This is a genomic window from Streptomyces sp. DSM 118878 (assembly GCF_052936595.1).
Genome location: NZ_CP193622.1, coordinates 4,175,032 through 4,191,284, shown reverse-complemented (window position 1 = coordinate 4,191,284; position 16,253 = coordinate 4,175,032). Strand labels below are relative to the sequence as shown.

Here is a 16,253-nt window from a genome sequence, read left to right as displayed (position 1 = left end):
TCAGTGCGCGTTGGCCGGGCCACGGTGCTCGGGTGATCGGTCGCTATCGCATCTTGCCGTCCGCCTTGGCGGCCTTGCGCGCTGAGCGGCGTGGGGCCGCCGCAGCAGTGGCGGAGACATGGAGCGGCGGCGGCCCCAGAGCCGCCTATCACTTCCCGCGGGTCGACTCCGTCGCCGTGGGCACCGATGATCCCGCCCATCTGGGCGAACTCGTCGGCACTCTGGCCGCCGAAGTCGAGGAGCGAACTATCGAGGAGTACCGGAGTCTCCTACGGGACCGCTCGCGCGGTCAGCCTGCCTGAAGCTCCTTGATGACCTGTTCGGCCATGCGTCGGGCGGGTTCCAGCCGAGGGTCTTCCGGGTGCGCGTACGGCCCGAGGATCTTCGAGCAGGCGAACAACGTCATCAACTTGCCGTCCCGGCTCTCGAAGTCGGACCGACGCTCCTGCCGCACACGATCGGCCAGAGCCGGGACAGCAAGGGAACTCGCCCACAACGAGGCGGAGTCCAGCCCCAGGGGCGCGTTGCCCCAGTCCTCCCAGTCGAAGAGACTGAACGCCGGAGCGGTCATGTTGGCCCAGTTCAGATCCGCATGGGCCGGCACCCACCGCCCAATGGCAGTATCGAAACCGTCGGAGAAGGCACTGCGGATGGACTCGGTGACGAGGGACTGGGTGATGGTGTCGGCGTCCGGCGTGGCGACCCGCCTCGTGCGCTGGGCCGCCAGCGCGTCCAGCGAGGCGTTCAAGGCAGCCCACCAGTCGTCCGGCAGCTCCGGGGCTTCAGTCAAGATGGCGCTTCCGACGGGAGCCCCCGGCAGGAGTTCGGTTTCGTCGGCTCGCCACATCACCGGCTCGTCCGCGGCCCGCCAAACCACACATCCGTGCCATTCAGGCTGGGCGATGCCTTCCAGACGCGCGGCACTTTCCGTGCCGTTCCACCCCTGGTCGGGGACCTTTTCGAGCAGGCGCCGTTCGATCCGCACCCAGGTGTCGCGGTCAGTTCTAGCCCCCACGGATCGGCGCTTGCGCACCATCGTGTCCGGGAGCAACCCCACTTGCAGAGACCGCTCGACGCGATCAAGAACCATGTCAACCGGCTGTACGCGTAGGTCGGCAACCTGACCTGTGGAGACCGAAAGCGCCATGGACGCGACCGTAGCAGTAGCGCGGTGACGGGATCCGGCGCCGAAGCACCGGCGAGAGCCGCGGGCCACGTCCAGATGATGGTTACGACTGAGAGGGGGGCCGTGCAGCCGGTGCCGCCGGCAGCGGCTGCGCATGAGGAAGCAGGCTCTGCCGGCATCCGGCCCAGGTTTGGACACCACTCAGCTGCTGCTCACGGGCCCCTGGCCCCCGGGGGAATCCATGACGGCGACTTTTGCGTAGCGCCTGGTAACCAAGTCCCGAGCTCGGCTCCCCAGAAGACCTCCAAACGCAAATCAGGCCCGGTACTGATCTCTCAGTACCGGGCCTGACCTCTATTTCAGCTGTCAGGGTGGCGGGATTTGAACCCACGACCTCTTCGTCCCGAAGCAACTTGGGACGCTCGCTACCCGTGGGCTGCTGTGCCTGTCACCTGCGCTGATGGTCCGCTGACGTCCACGATTGTTCGTAGGTGTGCCTCGCGCGGTTGTCACGCAGTTAGACACTCAGTGCTTGGCGCTGGCTTGGATGGTTGGGCGCGAGGCGCGGCCTGAGTTTGGACAGTTACAGAAAGCGACAAACGGGCCAACGTCGGATTGGTCGGGTACTACGCTCCGTCGCTACGCTGATCTCCGATCACGGAGCGTAGTACCCGACCACGAGTCGCGCGTGCACTTTCTTAAAGCTTTACCTTGGTCAGGCGTCGGCCAGCACTGCGAACTGCTGAGTGTGGAACGCCCCAGCCTTGCTGCCGCGTAGCTGCTCGGCCCCCAGCTCCTCCCAGCCGGGCACGGTGCCGGGAGGGGGCCAACCTGGTGTCGCGTGTTCAGCCGAGTGGATTGCTGTTCGCACTAGGACGTCAGCTTGCTTCACGATCTCTGGGGCGGAGGCGCCCGTCAGAGTCATTTCGACGTCGATCGTCATCGCGCCTGCATCCATGGCTACGCCAGAGTCCAGGAGCTCGGGATTGCACTGCTCGAGCACGAGAAGCGCGTCCATGATGCTTTGCGAGCTAGTAGCCAGTTGCTCGGCCGTTTCGCTGCCTTCCACTCGGAAGGTCCACCGCACACTTGCTTGGAGAGTCACGGGATCCCCTTCCAACATGGCTGACGCTTCCCCCAGCTCACCACGTTCTTTGCATAGTCTGCCCCACTGGGCGTCAAGTGATACCACCGCATGTGGAGGCCGCACGGGCACTTGAGCATGTAGTACTTCGGCGGGTCTTCGATAGTCCAATCATTGCGATCGAACAGTTCGAGTACTGCTTCATGGTCTTTCCTGGTGTGCTTCTTCCAGTACCCCACGTCACCACCAGCTTAAGTTCCCCTGAGCTGGTCGATTCTAGGGGCAACATGCCCATGGTCACCCGGCTTTTGCCGTGTGTGTGCCACTCGCCTCTACCTACCGAATAGTACGTCTCGACGTCAAGAGGTGCAGGACACGCGGCGAGGTCTGCGACGAGGGTCGGTGGAGCGGCCTGGGACGGGAGCTGCCACGGGGCGGATGATCATGGCCTCGTAGCTTCTGGCGAGTCGGGCAGCCCGTGAAGTCACCCGCGGCGCGCCGTTGGGGCGGCAAGCCGTGGGCCCCTGCTAGCGCCCGATCGGAACCTCGTAGACGATCTCGCACAGTGCAGCGGGCACGACGATGTCGGCTGTCTCCACAGGTTGACCCTCGTCGCTGTAGTACGTCCGGCGGATGTGAGTCACCAGTGATGCCTTCTGGATACCCAGGAGCGATGCTTCCTCGGTGGTCGCTTGCCGCGGCTCCGGCTGCTCAATTGCGTGGCTGACGCTGACGCCGATCTTAGCCATGCGGTTCACGACTCCTGCCCCGGCGTGCGGGCCTCCCTCGGGGAGGACGACGAGAGTGCCGCCGGTGATCTCGTACGGCCAGCCACACACCCGGAGAATCCGCTCTCGCCGCGACGATCGCCCGAGACCTCCAGCTCAACCGCGATATCGCCCGTGGAGCCCTGCGCGACCAACTCGCCCCGGAAAGAGCCGCAGTATGACCACCGCCCCCGCTGACCTGCTGACCGTGCCGGAAGTCATGGTGCGGCTGAAGCTCGGACGCTCCAAGGTCTACGACCTGATCCGCACGCGCCGCTTGTCCTCGATCACCATCGACCGTGCCCGCCGTATCCCCGCCGTCGCGGTCCAGGACTTTATCCGTGACCAGATGGAAGAGGCGGCCTGATGTCGAAGCGACGCAGTAGGGGAGACGGCGGGACCCACTGGGACGAGAAGCGCCAACGCTGGAACGCCACGGCGAGCCTCGGCTTCGACGCCAGCGGCAAACGGATCGTGAAGCGGGCCAGCGGTACGACCAAGACGGCGGCTAAGGCCAGGCTCAAAGAGGTGCTGCGGGACTACGAGGACGGCCTTGCGATCGTGCCCACCGGCTACACCGTCAAGCACGCGGTGACGGACTGGCTCACGTACGGGCTCAACGGGCGGGACTCGTCGACGCTCACCAGCAACACGATCCTTTGCAACACCCACGTGATCCCCGCCCTGGGCGCTCGGAAGCTCCGGGATCTCAGCGCCGACGACGTGAACAAGTGGCTCGCGGCCAAGTCGAAGGTACTCAGCACGCGCCCACTCGAAGCGGTCCGCTCCTGCCTGAACCGTGCTGTGAAGCGAGCTATGGCGCGGGACAAGGTGAAGCGCAATGCCGTCGAGCTGTGCTCGGTCCCCGCTGGGCGCCCCGGCCGGCCATCCAAGTCTCTCACGCTCAAGCAGGCCGACGCCGTACTCGTGGCTGTCGAGGACTCCGCGCTCTACGCGTACTTCGTGGTCTCGCTCCTCACCGGCGGCCGTACCGAGGAGATGCGCCCTCCCCCGCTGGGATCACGTAGACCTTGACGGGGACTCGACCGTCGTCCCTGAGATACCGCCGCACCTCGCCGTATGGCGCTCGGTCCGGAGCTCCGGCGACACGAAGACACAAGAAGTCCCGCCGAAGGCTCGCCCTGCCCGGTCAGGCTGTCGACGCGCTCAAGATCCAGCGAGAGCGTCAGGGCTGACAGCGTCTCGCGGCTGGTGAACAGTGGCAGGAGGGTGGACTCGTCTTCACGTCGGCCGTGGGCACCGAACTGGACGCCGCGAACGTCCGGCGCGAGTTCCGCAAGGTTCTCGCCCAGACCGCGCAGATGCCCGGTATCGAGATCGACCCTCGGGAGTGGACACCCCGTGAGACCCGGACGTCCTTCGTCTCGATCTTGTCCGACGGGGGAATCCCGCTCGAAGAGATCTCCCGGCTCGTCGGGCACTCCAGTACGGCGTGACCGAGGAGGTCTACCGGAAGCAGATCCGCCCGGTGATCCAGGCCGGGGCCATCGCTATGGACCAAATCTTCGGGATGAGGAGCGGGAACTAGTAGTGCTGGTGAGAGTCAGAGAAATGGCCCTCACCAGCACCTTTAGCCGTTACGGGAGGTGGCCAGACCTCCACTGCGCGCGAAGGTCGGTGATCACCGTAAGCACAGTGCTAAGCACACGGGCGAAGGCTCGTACGAGGGGAGGAAGAAGCCCGAGAATACCCAGGGCGCCCAGAAGACACAGAGTGACGCGATCATCCCAGTTCACCAGCTATGCACCTTTCGTGACTGGCACGGCTGGACTGATCCACAGTGCGGCAGACTCAGCCCAACCGCGCATAGCGGTTGAGTGAGTTCTGCCGACGCACAGAACCTAAGTTCTCCTGGATGCCGATGACTGGTGATCAACGGCCGATCTGCACGAGAGAGAGTCGAGTGATCCCTACTCGCTGGCCGCGTCGCGCCGCGCAAATAGAGGTGTATCCCTCAGGTGGCGACTTTCCAGTCTGGCCCGCCACCTACCCGACCTATTCGGTCTGACGGCAGGTCCCTCAATCGAGAGCCACACCGTAGCGGGGATCGTGAGGCGGACGCGATGACTCCGGTGGAGATAGTCACTCAGATAGACACCCACAAAGCCAGAAGGCCGGTACTGAATCCAGTACCGGCCCGCTGGCCTGCTGCTTAGCTGTCGGGGTGGCGGGATTTGAACCCACGACCTCTTCGTCCCGAACGAAGCGCGCTGCCAAGCTGCGCTACACCCCGATGTCGTTGCTCCACTGTCCGCACTGCTGCGGTCGCGGCGACATCGACAACTCTAGCGGACCAGCGGCCGGAGACGAAATCCGGTTTTCGCGGGCCGGGGCGCCGGGGGGAGAGGTGGCTCTTCGGCCCTGCCGGGCCGCCACGCCCCCCGAGCCGGCGCTCAGGCCCGCGGCACCAGCGTGAGCAGGGTTACCTCCGGGGGGCAGGCGAAGCGCATGGGGGTGTAGCGGTTGGCTCCGCAGCCCGCCGAGACGTGGAGATAGGACGTGTGGCCCTCGGCCTCGTGCGTCGAGAGGCCCTTCACCCGGTCCGTGTCCAGGTCACAGTTGGTGACCAAGGCTCCGTAGAACGGGATGCAGACCTGTCCGCCGTGGGTGTGACCGGCCAGGATCAGCGGGTAGCCGTCCGCCGTGAAGGCGTCCAGGGAGCGCAGGTACGGGGCGTGCACGATGCCCATCGAGAAGTCGGCGTCGGCCTCCGGACCACCCGCCACGCGTGCGTAGCGGTCCCTTTTGATGTGCGGGTCGTCCAGGCCCGTGAGGGCGATCTCGTAGCCGTCGATCTTCAGGGAACCCCGCGTGTTCGTGAGGTTCACCCAGCCCGCGGCGTCGAAACCGTCGCGCAGGCCCTCCCACGGGTTGTGGATGACGCCGACCGCGGGCGCGTTCCCGTTCAGGCCGTGCTTGCCCTGGACCTTCTCGAGGAGGTAGCGGGCGGGGTTGCGGGGCTTCGGCCCGTAGTAGTCGTTCGAGCCGAAGACGTACGCCCCGGGGAACTCCATCAGCGGACCGAGCGCGTCCAGCGTCTCCGGCACGCCCTCGGGGTCGGAGAGGTTGTCGCCCGTGTTGATCACGAAGTCGGGGCGCAGCCCCGCCAGCGAGCGCAGCCACCGCTGCTTCTTGCGCTGCCCGGACACCATGTGGATGTCGGAGACCTGGAGGACCCGCAGAGGCCGTATCCCCGACGGCAGTACGGGCACCGTGACCCGCCTCAGCCGGAAGGAACGGGCCTCGAAGCCCACCGAGTAGGCGAGACCGGCCGCAGCCGTCGCCGTGATGCCCAGGGGTACTGCGTATCGCGCGCGCATCCCTCCATCGTGTCAGACCCCGCAGGCCCGCGACGCCGAGGGCATCCGCCCCCAACTGTCGCCCCGCCAAAGCGCCGGCGGCGAAATCGAGGGGCCGGGAACCTTCCGCACCTGCCACAATCGACCCATGACCACGCTCAAGTCGAAGCTGCAGGAAGACCTCACCGCCGCGATCCGGGGGCGTGACGAGCTGCGCTCCTCGACGCTCCGGCTGACCCTCTCCGCCATCACGAAGGAGGAGGTCTCGGGCAAGACCGCGCGCGAGCTCTCCGACGACGAGGTGCAGAAGGTGATCGCCCGCGAGGCCAAGAAGCGCCGCGAGGCCGCCGAGGCGTTCGGGCAGGGCGGCCGTGCCGAGCAGGCGGCGCGCGAGCAGGCGGAGGGCGAGATCCTCGCCGAGTACCTCCCGAAGCCGCTCACCGACGACGAGCTGCACGCGATCGTCGCCCAGGCCGTGGAAGAGGCCAAGGCCGCCGGGGCCGAGGGGCCGCGCGCCATGGGCCAGGTCATGAAGATCGTGAACCCGAAGGTCGCGGGCCTCGCCGAGGGCGGCCGCGTCGCCGCCGCGGTCAAGAAGCTCCTCGCGGGCTGACGGGCGCCCCCCGGGACAGACACCACACGGCAGGACCAGTAAACACGTACACGTACAAGAACAAGTACACGTACAAGCACTGAGGGCGCCCCCCGATTCGAGGGGCGCCCTCAGTCGCGTACACGAGCCGCCAACGCTGGAGGCGCGGGGCTACTGCCGCCGGCCGCCCCCACCACCGTTGCCGTTGCCGTTCCCGCCGCCGTTCCCGCCGCCGTTGCCCAGGCCGCCGATGGCGTCCGGCGGGATGGTGACGTCCTGCCAGTTGTCCCTGAGGCCGCCGTCGCCCCCATCACCGTCACCGTCGTCGTCGCCGTCACCATCGCCCGGCCTGGAGTCGTCCTGGCCCTGGCCGCGGTCCCTGTCGCGGTTCCTGTCGCGGTCGCGGCCCTTGCCCTTGTTGTCGCCGGGGATGTGGACCGTGTTGAAGCCGGGCGCCGGCTTGCCCGCGAGGGCGCCGGACATCGCGTCACGCCAGATGGGGCCCGGCACCTCGCCACCGAAGACCTTGTCGTACGGGACTCCGCCGATGGTGATATTGGTCATCGGCCGCTTGTGCTGCGGATCGCCGACCCAGACCGCGCCCGACATGTTCGGGGTGTAGCCCGCGAACCAGGCGGCGTAGCGGTAGTCGGTCGTACCCGTCTTGCCCGCGCTCGGACGGGAGCCGAGGCCGGCCTGCCGGCCCGTACCGTCCTCGACCACACCCTTCAGGAGGGTGTTGATCGTGTCCGCGGTCTTCTCCGACATCGCGCGCGAGCACGTCGACTTCGGCACCGGCAGCGACTTGCCGCTGAGCGTGCTGATCGACTCGATGGCGACCGGCGTGCAGTACGTGCCGCGCGAGGCGAAGGACGCGTACGCGCTCGCCATCGTCAGCGGCGACGTCTCCTGCGTGCCGAGGGCGATCGAGGGGGCCTGCGCCATGGCCTTGCCGTCGGCGCGGTCGACGCCCATCTTGTCGGCCATCCGCGTCACCGGGCAGATGCCGATGTCGCCGATGAGCTGTACGTAGTAGGTGTTGACCGACTTCGCGGTCGCTTCCCGCATGCCGTACGGGCCGACCTCGGTCTCGTTCTCGTTGGTGAGCGTCTCGTTGTTGCTGTTCACCCACCGCTTGCCGTCACAGGTCGAGACACGCGCCGGGTACGGCATCTCGTACGGGGACGAATAGCGCTGTCCCGCCGACTTGCCGCCCTCCAGGGCCGCCGCCGCGACGATCGGCTTGAACGTCGAACCCGGCTGGTAGCCGGCGCCGCCGCCCATGTCGCTGTCCACGGAGAGGTTGATCGTGGTCTCGTCCTTCTGGAAGCCGTAAGGACGTGACTGGCCCATGCCGAGGATCTTGCCCGTGCCCGGCTCGACGATGGTCGCGGCGGTCGCCACCTCGTCGGTCTTGTTCACGTGGTTCTTGATCGAGGCCTGGACCGAACTCTGCGCCTGCGGGTCGAGCGTCGTGCGGATCTTCAGGCCGCCCCGGTTCCAGACCTTGGCGCGCTCTTCCTTGGTCTTGCCGAAGACCGGGTCGTTGAGGAAGACCTCGCGTACGTAGTCACAGAAGAAGCCCGCGCCGCTGACCGCGGTGATGCAGCCGTTGTTCGGGCGGCTCACCTTCAGGCCCAGCTCGCTCTTCTTGGCCTCGTCCGCCTCCTGCTGCGAGATGTCGTGCGTCTCCGCCATGCGCTGGAGGACGACGTTGCGCCGCTGGGTGGCCTCTGTCGCGTCGTTGACCGGGTCGTACCGGCTCGGCGACTGCACGATGCCGGCGAGGAGCGCGGCCTCCTTGAGCTTCAGGTCCTTGGCGGGCTTGGAGAAGTAACGCTGGGAGGCGGCTTCGATGCCGTAGGCCTGCTGCCCGAAGTAGGTGATGTTCAGGTAGTTTTTGAGGATGCGCTTCTTGCCCAGCTTGTCCTCGACCTGAATCGCGTACTTCAGCTCGCGGATCTTGCGGCCGAGCGTCTGCTGCGTGGCCTGGGCGACCTTCGTCGGGTCGTCGCCGGCCTCCTCCACGAAGACGTTCTTCACGTACTGCTGCGTGAGGGTCGACGCGCCCTGCGAGACGCCGCCGCTCTGCGCGTTCTGGTTGAGCGCGCGCAGGATGCCCTTGAGGTCGACGGCGCCGTGCTCGTAGAAGCGGGCGTCCTCGATCGCGACGATCGCCTTCTGCATGTACGGCGAGATGTCCTTGAGGGGCACCACCGTGCGGTCACGTGAGTAGACCGTGGCGATGTTGCCGCCCTTGCTGTCCAGGATGGAGGTCCGCTGGCTCAGCGGCGGCTGCTTGAGGTTGGAGGGGATCTCGTCGAACCCTTCGACCGAACCCTTGGCCGCGAGGCCGAGCGCTCCGGCCGCGGGCAGGGCGATCCCGGCCAGCACCGCACCCGCCAGCACGCTGACACCTAGGAACTTCGCGGCTTGCTGAGTAGGTGACAGACCACCGCCCGAGCGCTTCTTTGCCATGGGGGCAGCCTACGTTCTGATTCGCCGGACACGCCTTAATGCCTTGGCCTAAGCTACTCCCAACTGTCACAGGAGTGCGGTGCGGCAACAAGCCCTCCGTCGCCCCGAAATCTGATGGGTTCATGTCCGAATTCGCCTTAAGTGGCGTCCGGCGTCCGTTGTGACACAGCTGAACTGCCCCGTTATGTCGGGTACCTCACGTATGTCGCCAGCTCACTCCGTCGGGTGATCTGCCGCTTACGCATAGTCCGTTCGGGCCATTCAAGATTGGGCCCGAAGGGGGTGTTGCGCTGTGCCCACCTTCCGTAACGTCCTCAACTGGCGGCGGTGCATATGCCGCTGCCGCCGTGGGGGAGCCTCGATTCGGGAGAGGACGGCGCCGGTATGGGCTGGGTAACCGACTGGAGTGCGCAGGCGGCCTGCCGCACTACCGATCCGGATGAACTGTTCGTTCAAGGAGCAGCGCAGAACAGGGCCAAGGCGGTGTGCACCGGATGTCCGGTGCGGACCGAGTGCCTGGCCGACGCGCTGGACAACCGCGTCGAGTTCGGCGTGTGGGGTGGCATGACGGAGCGTGAACGCCGCGCGTTGTTGCGCAGGCGCCCCACCGTCACCTCATGGCGCAGGCTCCTGGAGACAGCGCGCTCGGAGTACGAGCGCGGTACGGGCCTGCTGCCCGTGGACTTGGAGGACGAGGAGACGTACGAGAGCTACGCGGCTGTGGGGTAGCCGGCGGGTTCAGCCACCCGTGTCGGCGCAGTCGTCCATGTCGGCGCAGCTACCCGTGTCGGCGCAGCCATCCGTGTCGGCGCAGCTACCCGTGTTCGGTGGGCGCGTCAGCCTGCCAGCCGGTCCCCGATGGCCCGGAGCCCCGCCAGGTCGTGCACGTCGCCCGGCAGCGCGGCGACTTCGGCCACCGCCACCTCCGGGTGGAGCGCGGTGAAGCGATCACGCGTGCGCTGCTCACGGTTGAGCAGCTGCATGCGCTCCGCGTGCAGCCGGAGCAGACCTGCCGTCAGCAGGGCGGTCAGTTGCTCCTCTGACGTGCCCTCGGCGGACGAGCCCAGAGCCTCGGCGGGGGTTTCGGAGGTATCGGAGTGCTCGGGGGAGCTACGAACTGCTTCCTTCCCGTCCTCCTGATCCACAATGCGATTATCTTCAAGATTTTCCGCGGCGGCGAGCGCCCGCTCGGCCGAGAGCTGGGCGGCGCCGCTGCCGTGCACACGGTTCAGCACGAGGCCGGCCAGCGGCATGTCGTCCGCGGCGAGCCGTTCCACGAAGTACGCGGCCTCGCGCAGCGCGTCCCGCTCCGGCGATGCCACCACGAGGAACGCGGTGCCCGGCGCTTGGAGCAGCCGGTACGTGGCGTCCGCGCGCGTGCGAAAGCCGCCGAACATGGTGTCCATGGCAGCCACGAACGTCTGTACGTCGCGCAGCAGCGGCCCGCCGAGCAGCTTGCCGAGCGCCCCGGTCATCATCGACATGCCGACATTCAGGAACTTCATCCCCGCCCGGCCGCCCACCTTGGCGGGCGCCATGAGCAGCCGGATCAGCTTCCCGTCGAGGAAGGAGCCGAGGCGCTTGGGGGAGTCGAGGAAGTCCAGCGCCGAGCGCGAGGGCGGGGTGTCGACGACGATGAGGTCCCACTCCTCGCGCGAGCGGAGCTGCCCCAGCTTCTCCATCGCCATGTACTCCTGCGTGCCCGCGAAGCCCGCCGAGAGCGACTGGTAGAAGGGGTTGCCCAGGATGGCCGCCGCCCGCTCCTTGTCCGCGTGCGCCTCGACGATCTCGTCGAAGGTGCGCTTCATGTCGAGCATCATGGCGTGCAGTTCGCCGTCGCCGTCCACGTCCTTGACCCGCCGCGGGACGTTGTCGAGCGAGTCGATGCCCATCGACTGGGCGAGCCTGCGCGCCGGGTCGATGGTCAGCACGACGACCTTGCGGCCCCGCTCCGCCGCCCGCAGGCCGATGGCGGCCGCCGTGGTCGTCTTGCCGACGCCCCCCGAGCCGCAGCACACCACGATGCGGGTCTCCGGGGCGTCGATCAGCGCGTCGACGTCCAGCGTGCGTACGGCGTCGTCCAGCGCGCGTGGGGCGTCGTCCAGGGGCCGTACGGCGTCGTCCAACGTGCGTGCGGCGTCGTCCAGGGGCCGTGCCGGTTCCGGGGTCATGCGATCCCTTGCTTCCGCAGTGCCGTGGCGAGCTCGTAGAGGCCCGCGAGGTCCATCCCGCCCGACAGCAGCGGGAGTTCGTGCAGAGGCCGGCCGAACTCCGTCAGCACGGCACGCTGGTCCTCCTCCAGGGTGTGCCGCTCGGCGTACTCCGCGGCCTGCCCGAGCAGCGGGTCGACGAGACGCTCGGCACCCCCGCCGCGCCTGCTTCCGCCGAGCCCCGCGGCCGAGAGCGACCTGGCGATGGCCGTACGGGGCGGGCGGCCGAGGCCGAGCCGCAGCGCGGCCTCGTCGAGCAGGGCGGGGCGCACCATGTTCACCATGATCCGGCCCACGGGGAGCTGGGCGGCCCGCAGCTCCGCGATCCCGTCCGCGGTCTCCTGGACGGGCATTTCCTCCAGGAGCGTCACCAGGTGCACGGCGGTCTCGGGGGACTTCAGGACCCGCATCACGGCCTGCGCCTGGTTGTGTATGGGCCCGATCTTGGCGAGCCCCGCCACCTCGTCGTTCACGTTCAGGAAGCGGGTGATGCGGCCGGTCGGCGGCGCGTCCATCACCACGCAGTCGTACGCGAAGCGGCCCTGCTTGTCCTTCCTGCGCACCGCCTCGCAGGCCTTGCCGGTCAGGAGGACGTCCCGCAGACCCGGCGCGACGGTGGTCGCGAAGTCGATGGCCCCGAGCTTCTTCAGGGCTCTGCCCGCGCCCCCCAGTTTGTAGAACATCTGGAGGTAGTCGAGCAGCGCCAGCTCGGGGTCGATGGCGAGGGCGTACACCTCCCCGCCCCCGGGAGCGACGGCGATCTTCCGCTCCTCATAAGGCAGCGCCTCCGTCTCGAAGAGCTGCGCGATGCCCTGCCTGCCCTCGACCTCGACGAGGAGGGTCCGCTTGCCCTCCGTCGCGAGGGCGAGCGCGAGGGCGGCGGCCACCGTGGTCTTGCCGGTACCGCCCTTGCCACTGACGACCTGGAGCCTGCTCACACTTCCGAGCCTAACCAGTCGCCGGCCGGGCTACGCAGGAGCCCACCGTGAGCATCCCCTCACACCAGCTACAGTCGGCCATATGACCAAGTGGGAATACGCAACTGTGCCGCTGCTCGTCCACGCCACGAAGCAGATTCTGGACACCTGGGGCGAGGACGGCTGGGAGCTGGTCCAGGTCGTGCCCGGGCCGAACAACCCCGAGCAGCTCGTGGCCTACCTGAAGCGCGAGAAGCAGGCATGAGCGGCGTGGTCGAGGCCCGCCTCGCCGAGCTCGGCCTGACGCTGCCCGAGGTGGTCCCGCCGCTCGCCGCGTACCAGCCGGCCGTCCAGTCCGGTGTGTACGTCTACACCGCGGGGCAGCTCCCGATGGTGGAGGGCAAGCTCGCCGTGACCGGAAAGGTCGGCGGCGAGGTCACGCCGGAGGAGGCCAAGGGCCTGGCCCGCATCTGCGCGCTGAACGCGCTGGCCGCGGTGAAGTCGGTCGCCGGTGACCTGGACCGCGTCGCGCGGGTCGTGAAGGTCGTCGGTTTCGTGGCCTCCGCCCCGGACTTCACCGGCCAGCCCGGCGTGATCAACGGCGCCAGCGAGCTCCTCGGCGAGGTCCTCGGCGACAAGGGCGTGCACGCGCGCAGCGCCGTGGGCGTCGCCGTGCTGCCGCTGGACGCTCCGGTCGAGGTCGAGTTCCAGGTGGAGCTGACCGAGGCGTGAGGCCCGGCCCCGCGGGGCCTATGGGGCCGGTGCGCGGGGCTCATGGGCCGGGTGCGCGGGGCTCATGGGTCCGGTGCGCGGGGCTCATGGGTCCGGTGCGCGAGGCCTATGGGTCCGGTGCGCTTAATCGGGGTCTCTGTAGACCCCGATTGTTGCCTCTCGAACATCAGCTCACCAGGGGATAGCCTCCGCCCATGGCAAATGGGCAGTGGTATCCCCCGGAGTGGCCCGACCGCATCCGCGCCCTCGCGAGCGGCGAGCTGACTCCGGCGACCCCGCGCCGTGCCGCGACCGTCATGCTGCTCAGGGACGGCGCGGAGACCGGCGCGCCTCACGTACACATGCTGCGCAGACGCGCCTCCATGGCCTTCGCCGGAGGCGCGTACGCGTATCCGGGCGGCGGCGTCGACCCGCGCGACGACGACCACCTGGTGCGCTGGGCGGGCCCCACGCGCGCGTCCTGGGCGGCCCGCCTGGGCGTCGACGGCGAGGCCGAGGCCCAGGCGATCGTCTGCGCGGCGGTCCGCGAGACGTACGAGGAAGCGGGCGTGCTGCTCGCGGGCCCCACCCCGGAGACGGTCGTGGGCGACACCACGGGCGAGGACTGGGAGGCGGACCGCGAGGCTTTGGTCGCCCGTGACCTGTCCTTCGCGGAGTTCCTCGACCGCAGGGACCTGTACCTGCGCAGCGACCTCCTGGCCGCCTGGGCCCGCTGGATCACCCCGGAGTTTGAGCCCAGGCGCTACGACACGTTCTTCTTCGTGGCGGCGCTCCCCGAGGGGCAGCGCACCCGCAACGCCTCCACGGAGGCGGACCGTACGGTCTGGATCCGCCCGGCGGAGGCGGCCGCCCGCTACGACAAGGGCGAGCTCCTCATGATGCCGCCGACGATCGCGACGCTGCGGGCGCTGGGCGTCCACGCCTCGCCCGCCGGGGCGCTCGCCGCGGCCGGGGACCAGGACATGACGCCCGTACTCGCCCAGGCGCGCCTGGAGGGCGACAACCTGGTCCTTTCCTGGCCGGGCCACGACGAGTTCACCAAGCGCGTCGTACGGGGCCCGGAGGGCACGTCGTGACCTCCCCGCAGCGCTCCCCGAAGTCCTCCCCGAAGTCCTCGCCGAAGCCGTTGCTGAGCGGGGCCACGGCCGCCGTACGTGACGCGCACACCTCCACCCCGACGGGAGTCACCCCCGCATGACCGAAGCCGCCGCCCTGCCCGGACAGCCCCGTGGCGGGGTCCTCAGCGGGCCGGCCACCACCCGCGCGGTCAACGTTCTCGCGCCGAACGCCTCCGCCATGACGCTGGACGGCACCAACACCTGGATCGTCTCGGAGCCCGGCTCCCCCCTCGCGGTGGTCATCGACCCGGGGCCGCTCGACGACGGCCACCTGAGCCACGTCGTCGAGACGGCCGAGAAGCTGGGCAAGCGCGTGGCGCTCACCCTCCTGACCCACGGTCACCCCGACCACGCGGAGGGCGCGTCCCGCTTCGCCGAGCTGACAGGGACTCACGTACGCGCTCTCGACCCCGCCCTGCGGCTCGGCGAGGAGGGCCTCGGAGCCGGTGACGTGATCACCACGGGCGGCCTGGAGCTGCGCGTGGTGCCCACCCCCGGCCACACCGCGGACTCGCTCTGCTTCCATCTCCCGGCCGACCGGGCGGTCCTGACGGGCGACACCATCCTCGGCCGCGGGACGACGCTCGTGGCGCACCCTGACGGCCGTCTGGGGGACTATCTCGACTCCCTGCGCCGGTTGAGGTCCCTGACGGTCGACGACGGCGTCCACACGGTCCTGCCGGGCCACGGGCCGGTCCTGGAGGACGCGCAGGGGGCCGTCGAGTTCTACCTCGCCCACCGGGCCAACCGCCTCGCCCAGGTCGAGACGGCCGTGGAGAACGGTCACGTGACGGCTGAGGACGTCGTGGCGCACGTGTACGCGGACGTGGACCGTTCGCTGTGGCCCGCGGCGGAGCTCTCCGTCAGGGCTCAGCTGGACTACCTCCAGGAGCACGGCCTGATCTGAGGCGGCCGCCTTCCCGAGCTTCCGGGACGCGAGCACGGGCTTCCGGGACACAAGCACGGATGGGCCCCGCTTCTTCAAGAAGCGGGGCCCATCTCCGTACGTCGTATGAGTCTCCGTACGTCGTACGAGGGTCAGCGCGAACGCTTGGCGAGCCGCTCCACGTCGAGCAGGATCACCGCGCGGGCCTCCAGGCGCAGCCAGCCGCGCCCGGCGAAGTCCGCCAGTGCCTTGTTGACCGTCTCGCGGGAGGCGCCGACGAGCTGGGCCAGCTCCTCCTGGGTGAGGTCGTGCACCACGTGGATGCCCTCCTCGGACTGCACGCCGAAGCGGCGCGACAGGTCGAGCAGCGCGCGGGCCACGCGGCCGGGCACGTCGGAGAAGACGAGGTCGGACATCTGGTCGTTGGTCTTGCGCAGCCGCCGGGCGACGGCGCGCAGCAGTGCGGACGCCACCTCCGGGCGGGCGTTCAGCCAGGGCTGGAGGTCGCCGTGGCCCAGACCGAGGAGCTTGACCTCGGTGAGGGCGGAGGCGGTGGCGGTACGGGGGCCCGGGTCGAAGAGCGACAGCTCACCGATGAGCTCGCCGGGGCCGAGCACCGCGAGCATGTTTTCGCGGCCGTCGGGTGAGGTGCGGTGAAGTTTCACCTTGCCCTCGGTGACCACGTAGAGGCGGTCTCCGGGGTCTCCCTCATGGAAAAGGGCGTCTCCGCGCGCGAGCGTCACCTCACTCATGGAGCCGCGAAGCTCCGCGGCCTGCTCGTCATCGAGCGCCGCGAAGAGCGGGGCGCGCCGCAGAACGTCGTCCACGAGTTCTCTCCTTGTCGACCTGCATCAGGGGACCGTGTTCCCCAGTTTGCCGGACGGTCCAAACAGTGTGATCAGTCACAAGTCTGCCGCACCGGCGTGGCGTGCTGTGCGGGAGGGGGCCAATTGGGGGCCGATCCATGAGGTCAGGGACGGATGTCAGTGTCGGGCTCTAGGCTGGCCGGGTGTCCAAAAAGCC

General features: G+C 68.6%; 15 protein-coding genes, 1 tRNA gene and 3 pseudogenes. 10 read left to right on the top strand and 9 right to left on the bottom strand.

Annotation, left to right across the window (positions count from 1 at the left end):
* Positions 1-137 precede the first annotated feature (137 nt).
* Positions 138-302 (top strand): annotated as a pseudogene (locus ACRAKF_RS18555) (aldo/keto reductase); the annotation flags it as partial.
* Here the strand turns inward: ACRAKF_RS18555 and ACRAKF_RS18550 are convergent.
* The 3 genes and pseudogenes from ACRAKF_RS18550 to ACRAKF_RS18540 form a co-directional block, all read right to left on the bottom strand.
* Positions 290-1,147 carry a hypothetical protein gene (locus tag ACRAKF_RS18550; RefSeq protein ID WP_447038272.1) on the bottom strand — a complete coding sequence of 286 codons (858 nt, stop codon included), beginning with the start codon at positions 1,145-1,147 and terminating at the stop codon, positions 290-292. The pseudogene ACRAKF_RS18555 and the gene ACRAKF_RS18550 sit on opposite strands and share 13 nt — an antisense overlap.
* Positions 1,148-1,841: 694 nt before the next feature.
* Complete coding sequence (locus ACRAKF_RS18545; RefSeq protein ID WP_447038271.1) at positions 1,842-2,231, bottom strand: hypothetical protein; 390 nt, start codon at positions 2,229-2,231, stop codon at positions 1,842-1,844.
* A gap of 506 nt (positions 2,232-2,737) precedes the next feature.
* Positions 2,738-3,037: pseudogene (locus ACRAKF_RS18540) on the bottom strand (UTRA domain-containing protein); the annotation flags it as partial.
* A 118-nt stretch (positions 3,038-3,155) separates the two neighbouring features.
* Here ACRAKF_RS18540 and ACRAKF_RS18535 point away from each other — a divergent pair.
* Both ACRAKF_RS18535 and ACRAKF_RS18530 read left to right on the top strand, forming a co-directional pair.
* Positions 3,156-3,344 carry a helix-turn-helix domain-containing protein gene (locus ACRAKF_RS18535; protein ID WP_447038270.1) on the top strand — a complete coding sequence of 63 codons (189 nt, stop codon included), beginning with the start codon at positions 3,156-3,158 and terminating at the stop codon, positions 3,342-3,344.
* Positions 3,344-4,526: pseudogene (locus ACRAKF_RS18530) on the top strand (site-specific integrase). Before ACRAKF_RS18535 ends, ACRAKF_RS18530 begins: the two are co-directional and overlap by 1 nt.
* A gap of 631 nt (positions 4,527-5,157) precedes the next feature.
* Here ACRAKF_RS18530 and ACRAKF_RS18525 read toward each other — a convergent pair.
* Positions 5,158-5,231: transfer RNA gene (locus ACRAKF_RS18525), tRNA-Pro, on the bottom strand.
* Between the two features lie 160 nt (positions 5,232-5,391).
* Positions 5,392-6,318 carry a metallophosphoesterase gene (locus ACRAKF_RS18520; protein ID WP_447038269.1) on the bottom strand — a complete coding sequence of 309 codons (927 nt, stop codon included), beginning with the start codon at positions 6,316-6,318 and terminating at the stop codon, positions 5,392-5,394.
* Positions 6,319-6,445: 127 nt separating this feature from the next.
* On the opposite strand from ACRAKF_RS18520, the gene ACRAKF_RS18515 reads away from it, so the two are divergent.
* The gene (locus ACRAKF_RS18515; RefSeq protein ID WP_447038268.1) at positions 6,446-6,910 is read left to right on the top strand and encodes a GatB/YqeY domain-containing protein; all 465 of its coding nucleotides are present in this window, start codon (positions 6,446-6,448) and stop codon (positions 6,908-6,910) included.
* Positions 6,911-7,060: 150 nt separating this feature from the next.
* Here ACRAKF_RS18515 and ACRAKF_RS18510 read toward each other — a convergent pair whose 3' ends face one another.
* Positions 7,061-9,367, bottom strand: a complete 2,307-nt coding sequence (locus ACRAKF_RS18510) for a transglycosylase domain-containing protein (protein WP_447038267.1) — start codon at positions 9,365-9,367, stop codon at positions 7,061-7,063.
* Between the two features lie 384 nt (positions 9,368-9,751).
* Here ACRAKF_RS18510 and ACRAKF_RS18505 point away from each other — a divergent pair, with 384 nt between their 5' ends.
* Positions 9,752-10,096, top strand: a complete 345-nt coding sequence (locus ACRAKF_RS18505; protein WP_016642765.1) for a WhiB family transcriptional regulator — start codon at positions 9,752-9,754, stop codon at positions 10,094-10,096.
* A gap of 107 nt (positions 10,097-10,203) precedes the next feature.
* Here the strand turns inward: ACRAKF_RS18505 and ACRAKF_RS18500 are convergent, their stop codons facing one another.
* A complete protein-coding gene (locus tag ACRAKF_RS18500) occupies positions 10,204-11,538 on the bottom strand; it encodes an ArsA family ATPase (RefSeq protein ID WP_447038266.1) in 1,335 nt (444 codons plus the stop codon).
* Positions 11,535-12,515, bottom strand: a complete 981-nt coding sequence (locus tag ACRAKF_RS18495) for an ArsA-related P-loop ATPase (protein ID WP_447038265.1) — start codon at positions 12,513-12,515, stop codon at positions 11,535-11,537. The genes ACRAKF_RS18500 and ACRAKF_RS18495 overlap by 4 nt, the downstream gene beginning before the upstream one ends.
* Positions 12,516-12,597: 82 nt before the next feature.
* Between ACRAKF_RS18495 and ACRAKF_RS18490 the strand changes: the two genes are divergently transcribed.
* The 5 genes from ACRAKF_RS18490 to ACRAKF_RS18470 all read left to right on the top strand — a co-directional run bounded on the left by ACRAKF_RS18490 (position 12,598) and on the right by ACRAKF_RS18470 (position 15,251).
* On the top strand, positions 12,598-12,759 hold the full coding sequence (locus ACRAKF_RS18490; protein ID WP_003975360.1) for a DUF4177 domain-containing protein: 162 nt from the start codon (positions 12,598-12,600) through the stop codon (positions 12,757-12,759).
* Complete coding sequence (locus ACRAKF_RS18485) at positions 12,756-13,226, top strand: RidA family protein (RefSeq protein WP_447038264.1); 471 nt, start codon at positions 12,756-12,758, stop codon at positions 13,224-13,226. Before ACRAKF_RS18490 ends, ACRAKF_RS18485 begins: the two co-directional genes overlap by 4 nt.
* A gap of 194 nt (positions 13,227-13,420) precedes the next feature.
* The gene (locus ACRAKF_RS18480; protein WP_447038263.1) at positions 13,421-14,302 is read left to right on the top strand and encodes an NUDIX hydrolase; all 882 of its coding nucleotides are present in this window, start codon (positions 13,421-13,423) and stop codon (positions 14,300-14,302) included.
* Complete coding sequence (locus ACRAKF_RS18475; RefSeq protein WP_447038262.1) at positions 14,299-14,424, top strand: hypothetical protein; 126 nt, start codon at positions 14,299-14,301, stop codon at positions 14,422-14,424. Before ACRAKF_RS18480 ends, ACRAKF_RS18475 begins: the two co-directional genes overlap by 4 nt.
* The gene (locus ACRAKF_RS18470) at positions 14,421-15,251 is read left to right on the top strand and encodes an MBL fold metallo-hydrolase (RefSeq protein WP_447038261.1); all 831 of its coding nucleotides are present in this window, start codon (positions 14,421-14,423) and stop codon (positions 15,249-15,251) included. The genes ACRAKF_RS18475 and ACRAKF_RS18470 overlap by 4 nt, the downstream gene beginning before the upstream one ends.
* Before the next feature lie 131 nt (positions 15,252-15,382).
* On the opposite strand, the gene ACRAKF_RS18465 is transcribed toward ACRAKF_RS18470, so the two are convergent.
* The gene (locus ACRAKF_RS18465; RefSeq protein WP_055553109.1) at positions 15,383-16,057 is read right to left on the bottom strand and encodes a Crp/Fnr family transcriptional regulator; all 675 of its coding nucleotides are present in this window, start codon (positions 16,055-16,057) and stop codon (positions 15,383-15,385) included.
* Positions 16,058-16,253: the final 196 nt, after the last annotated feature.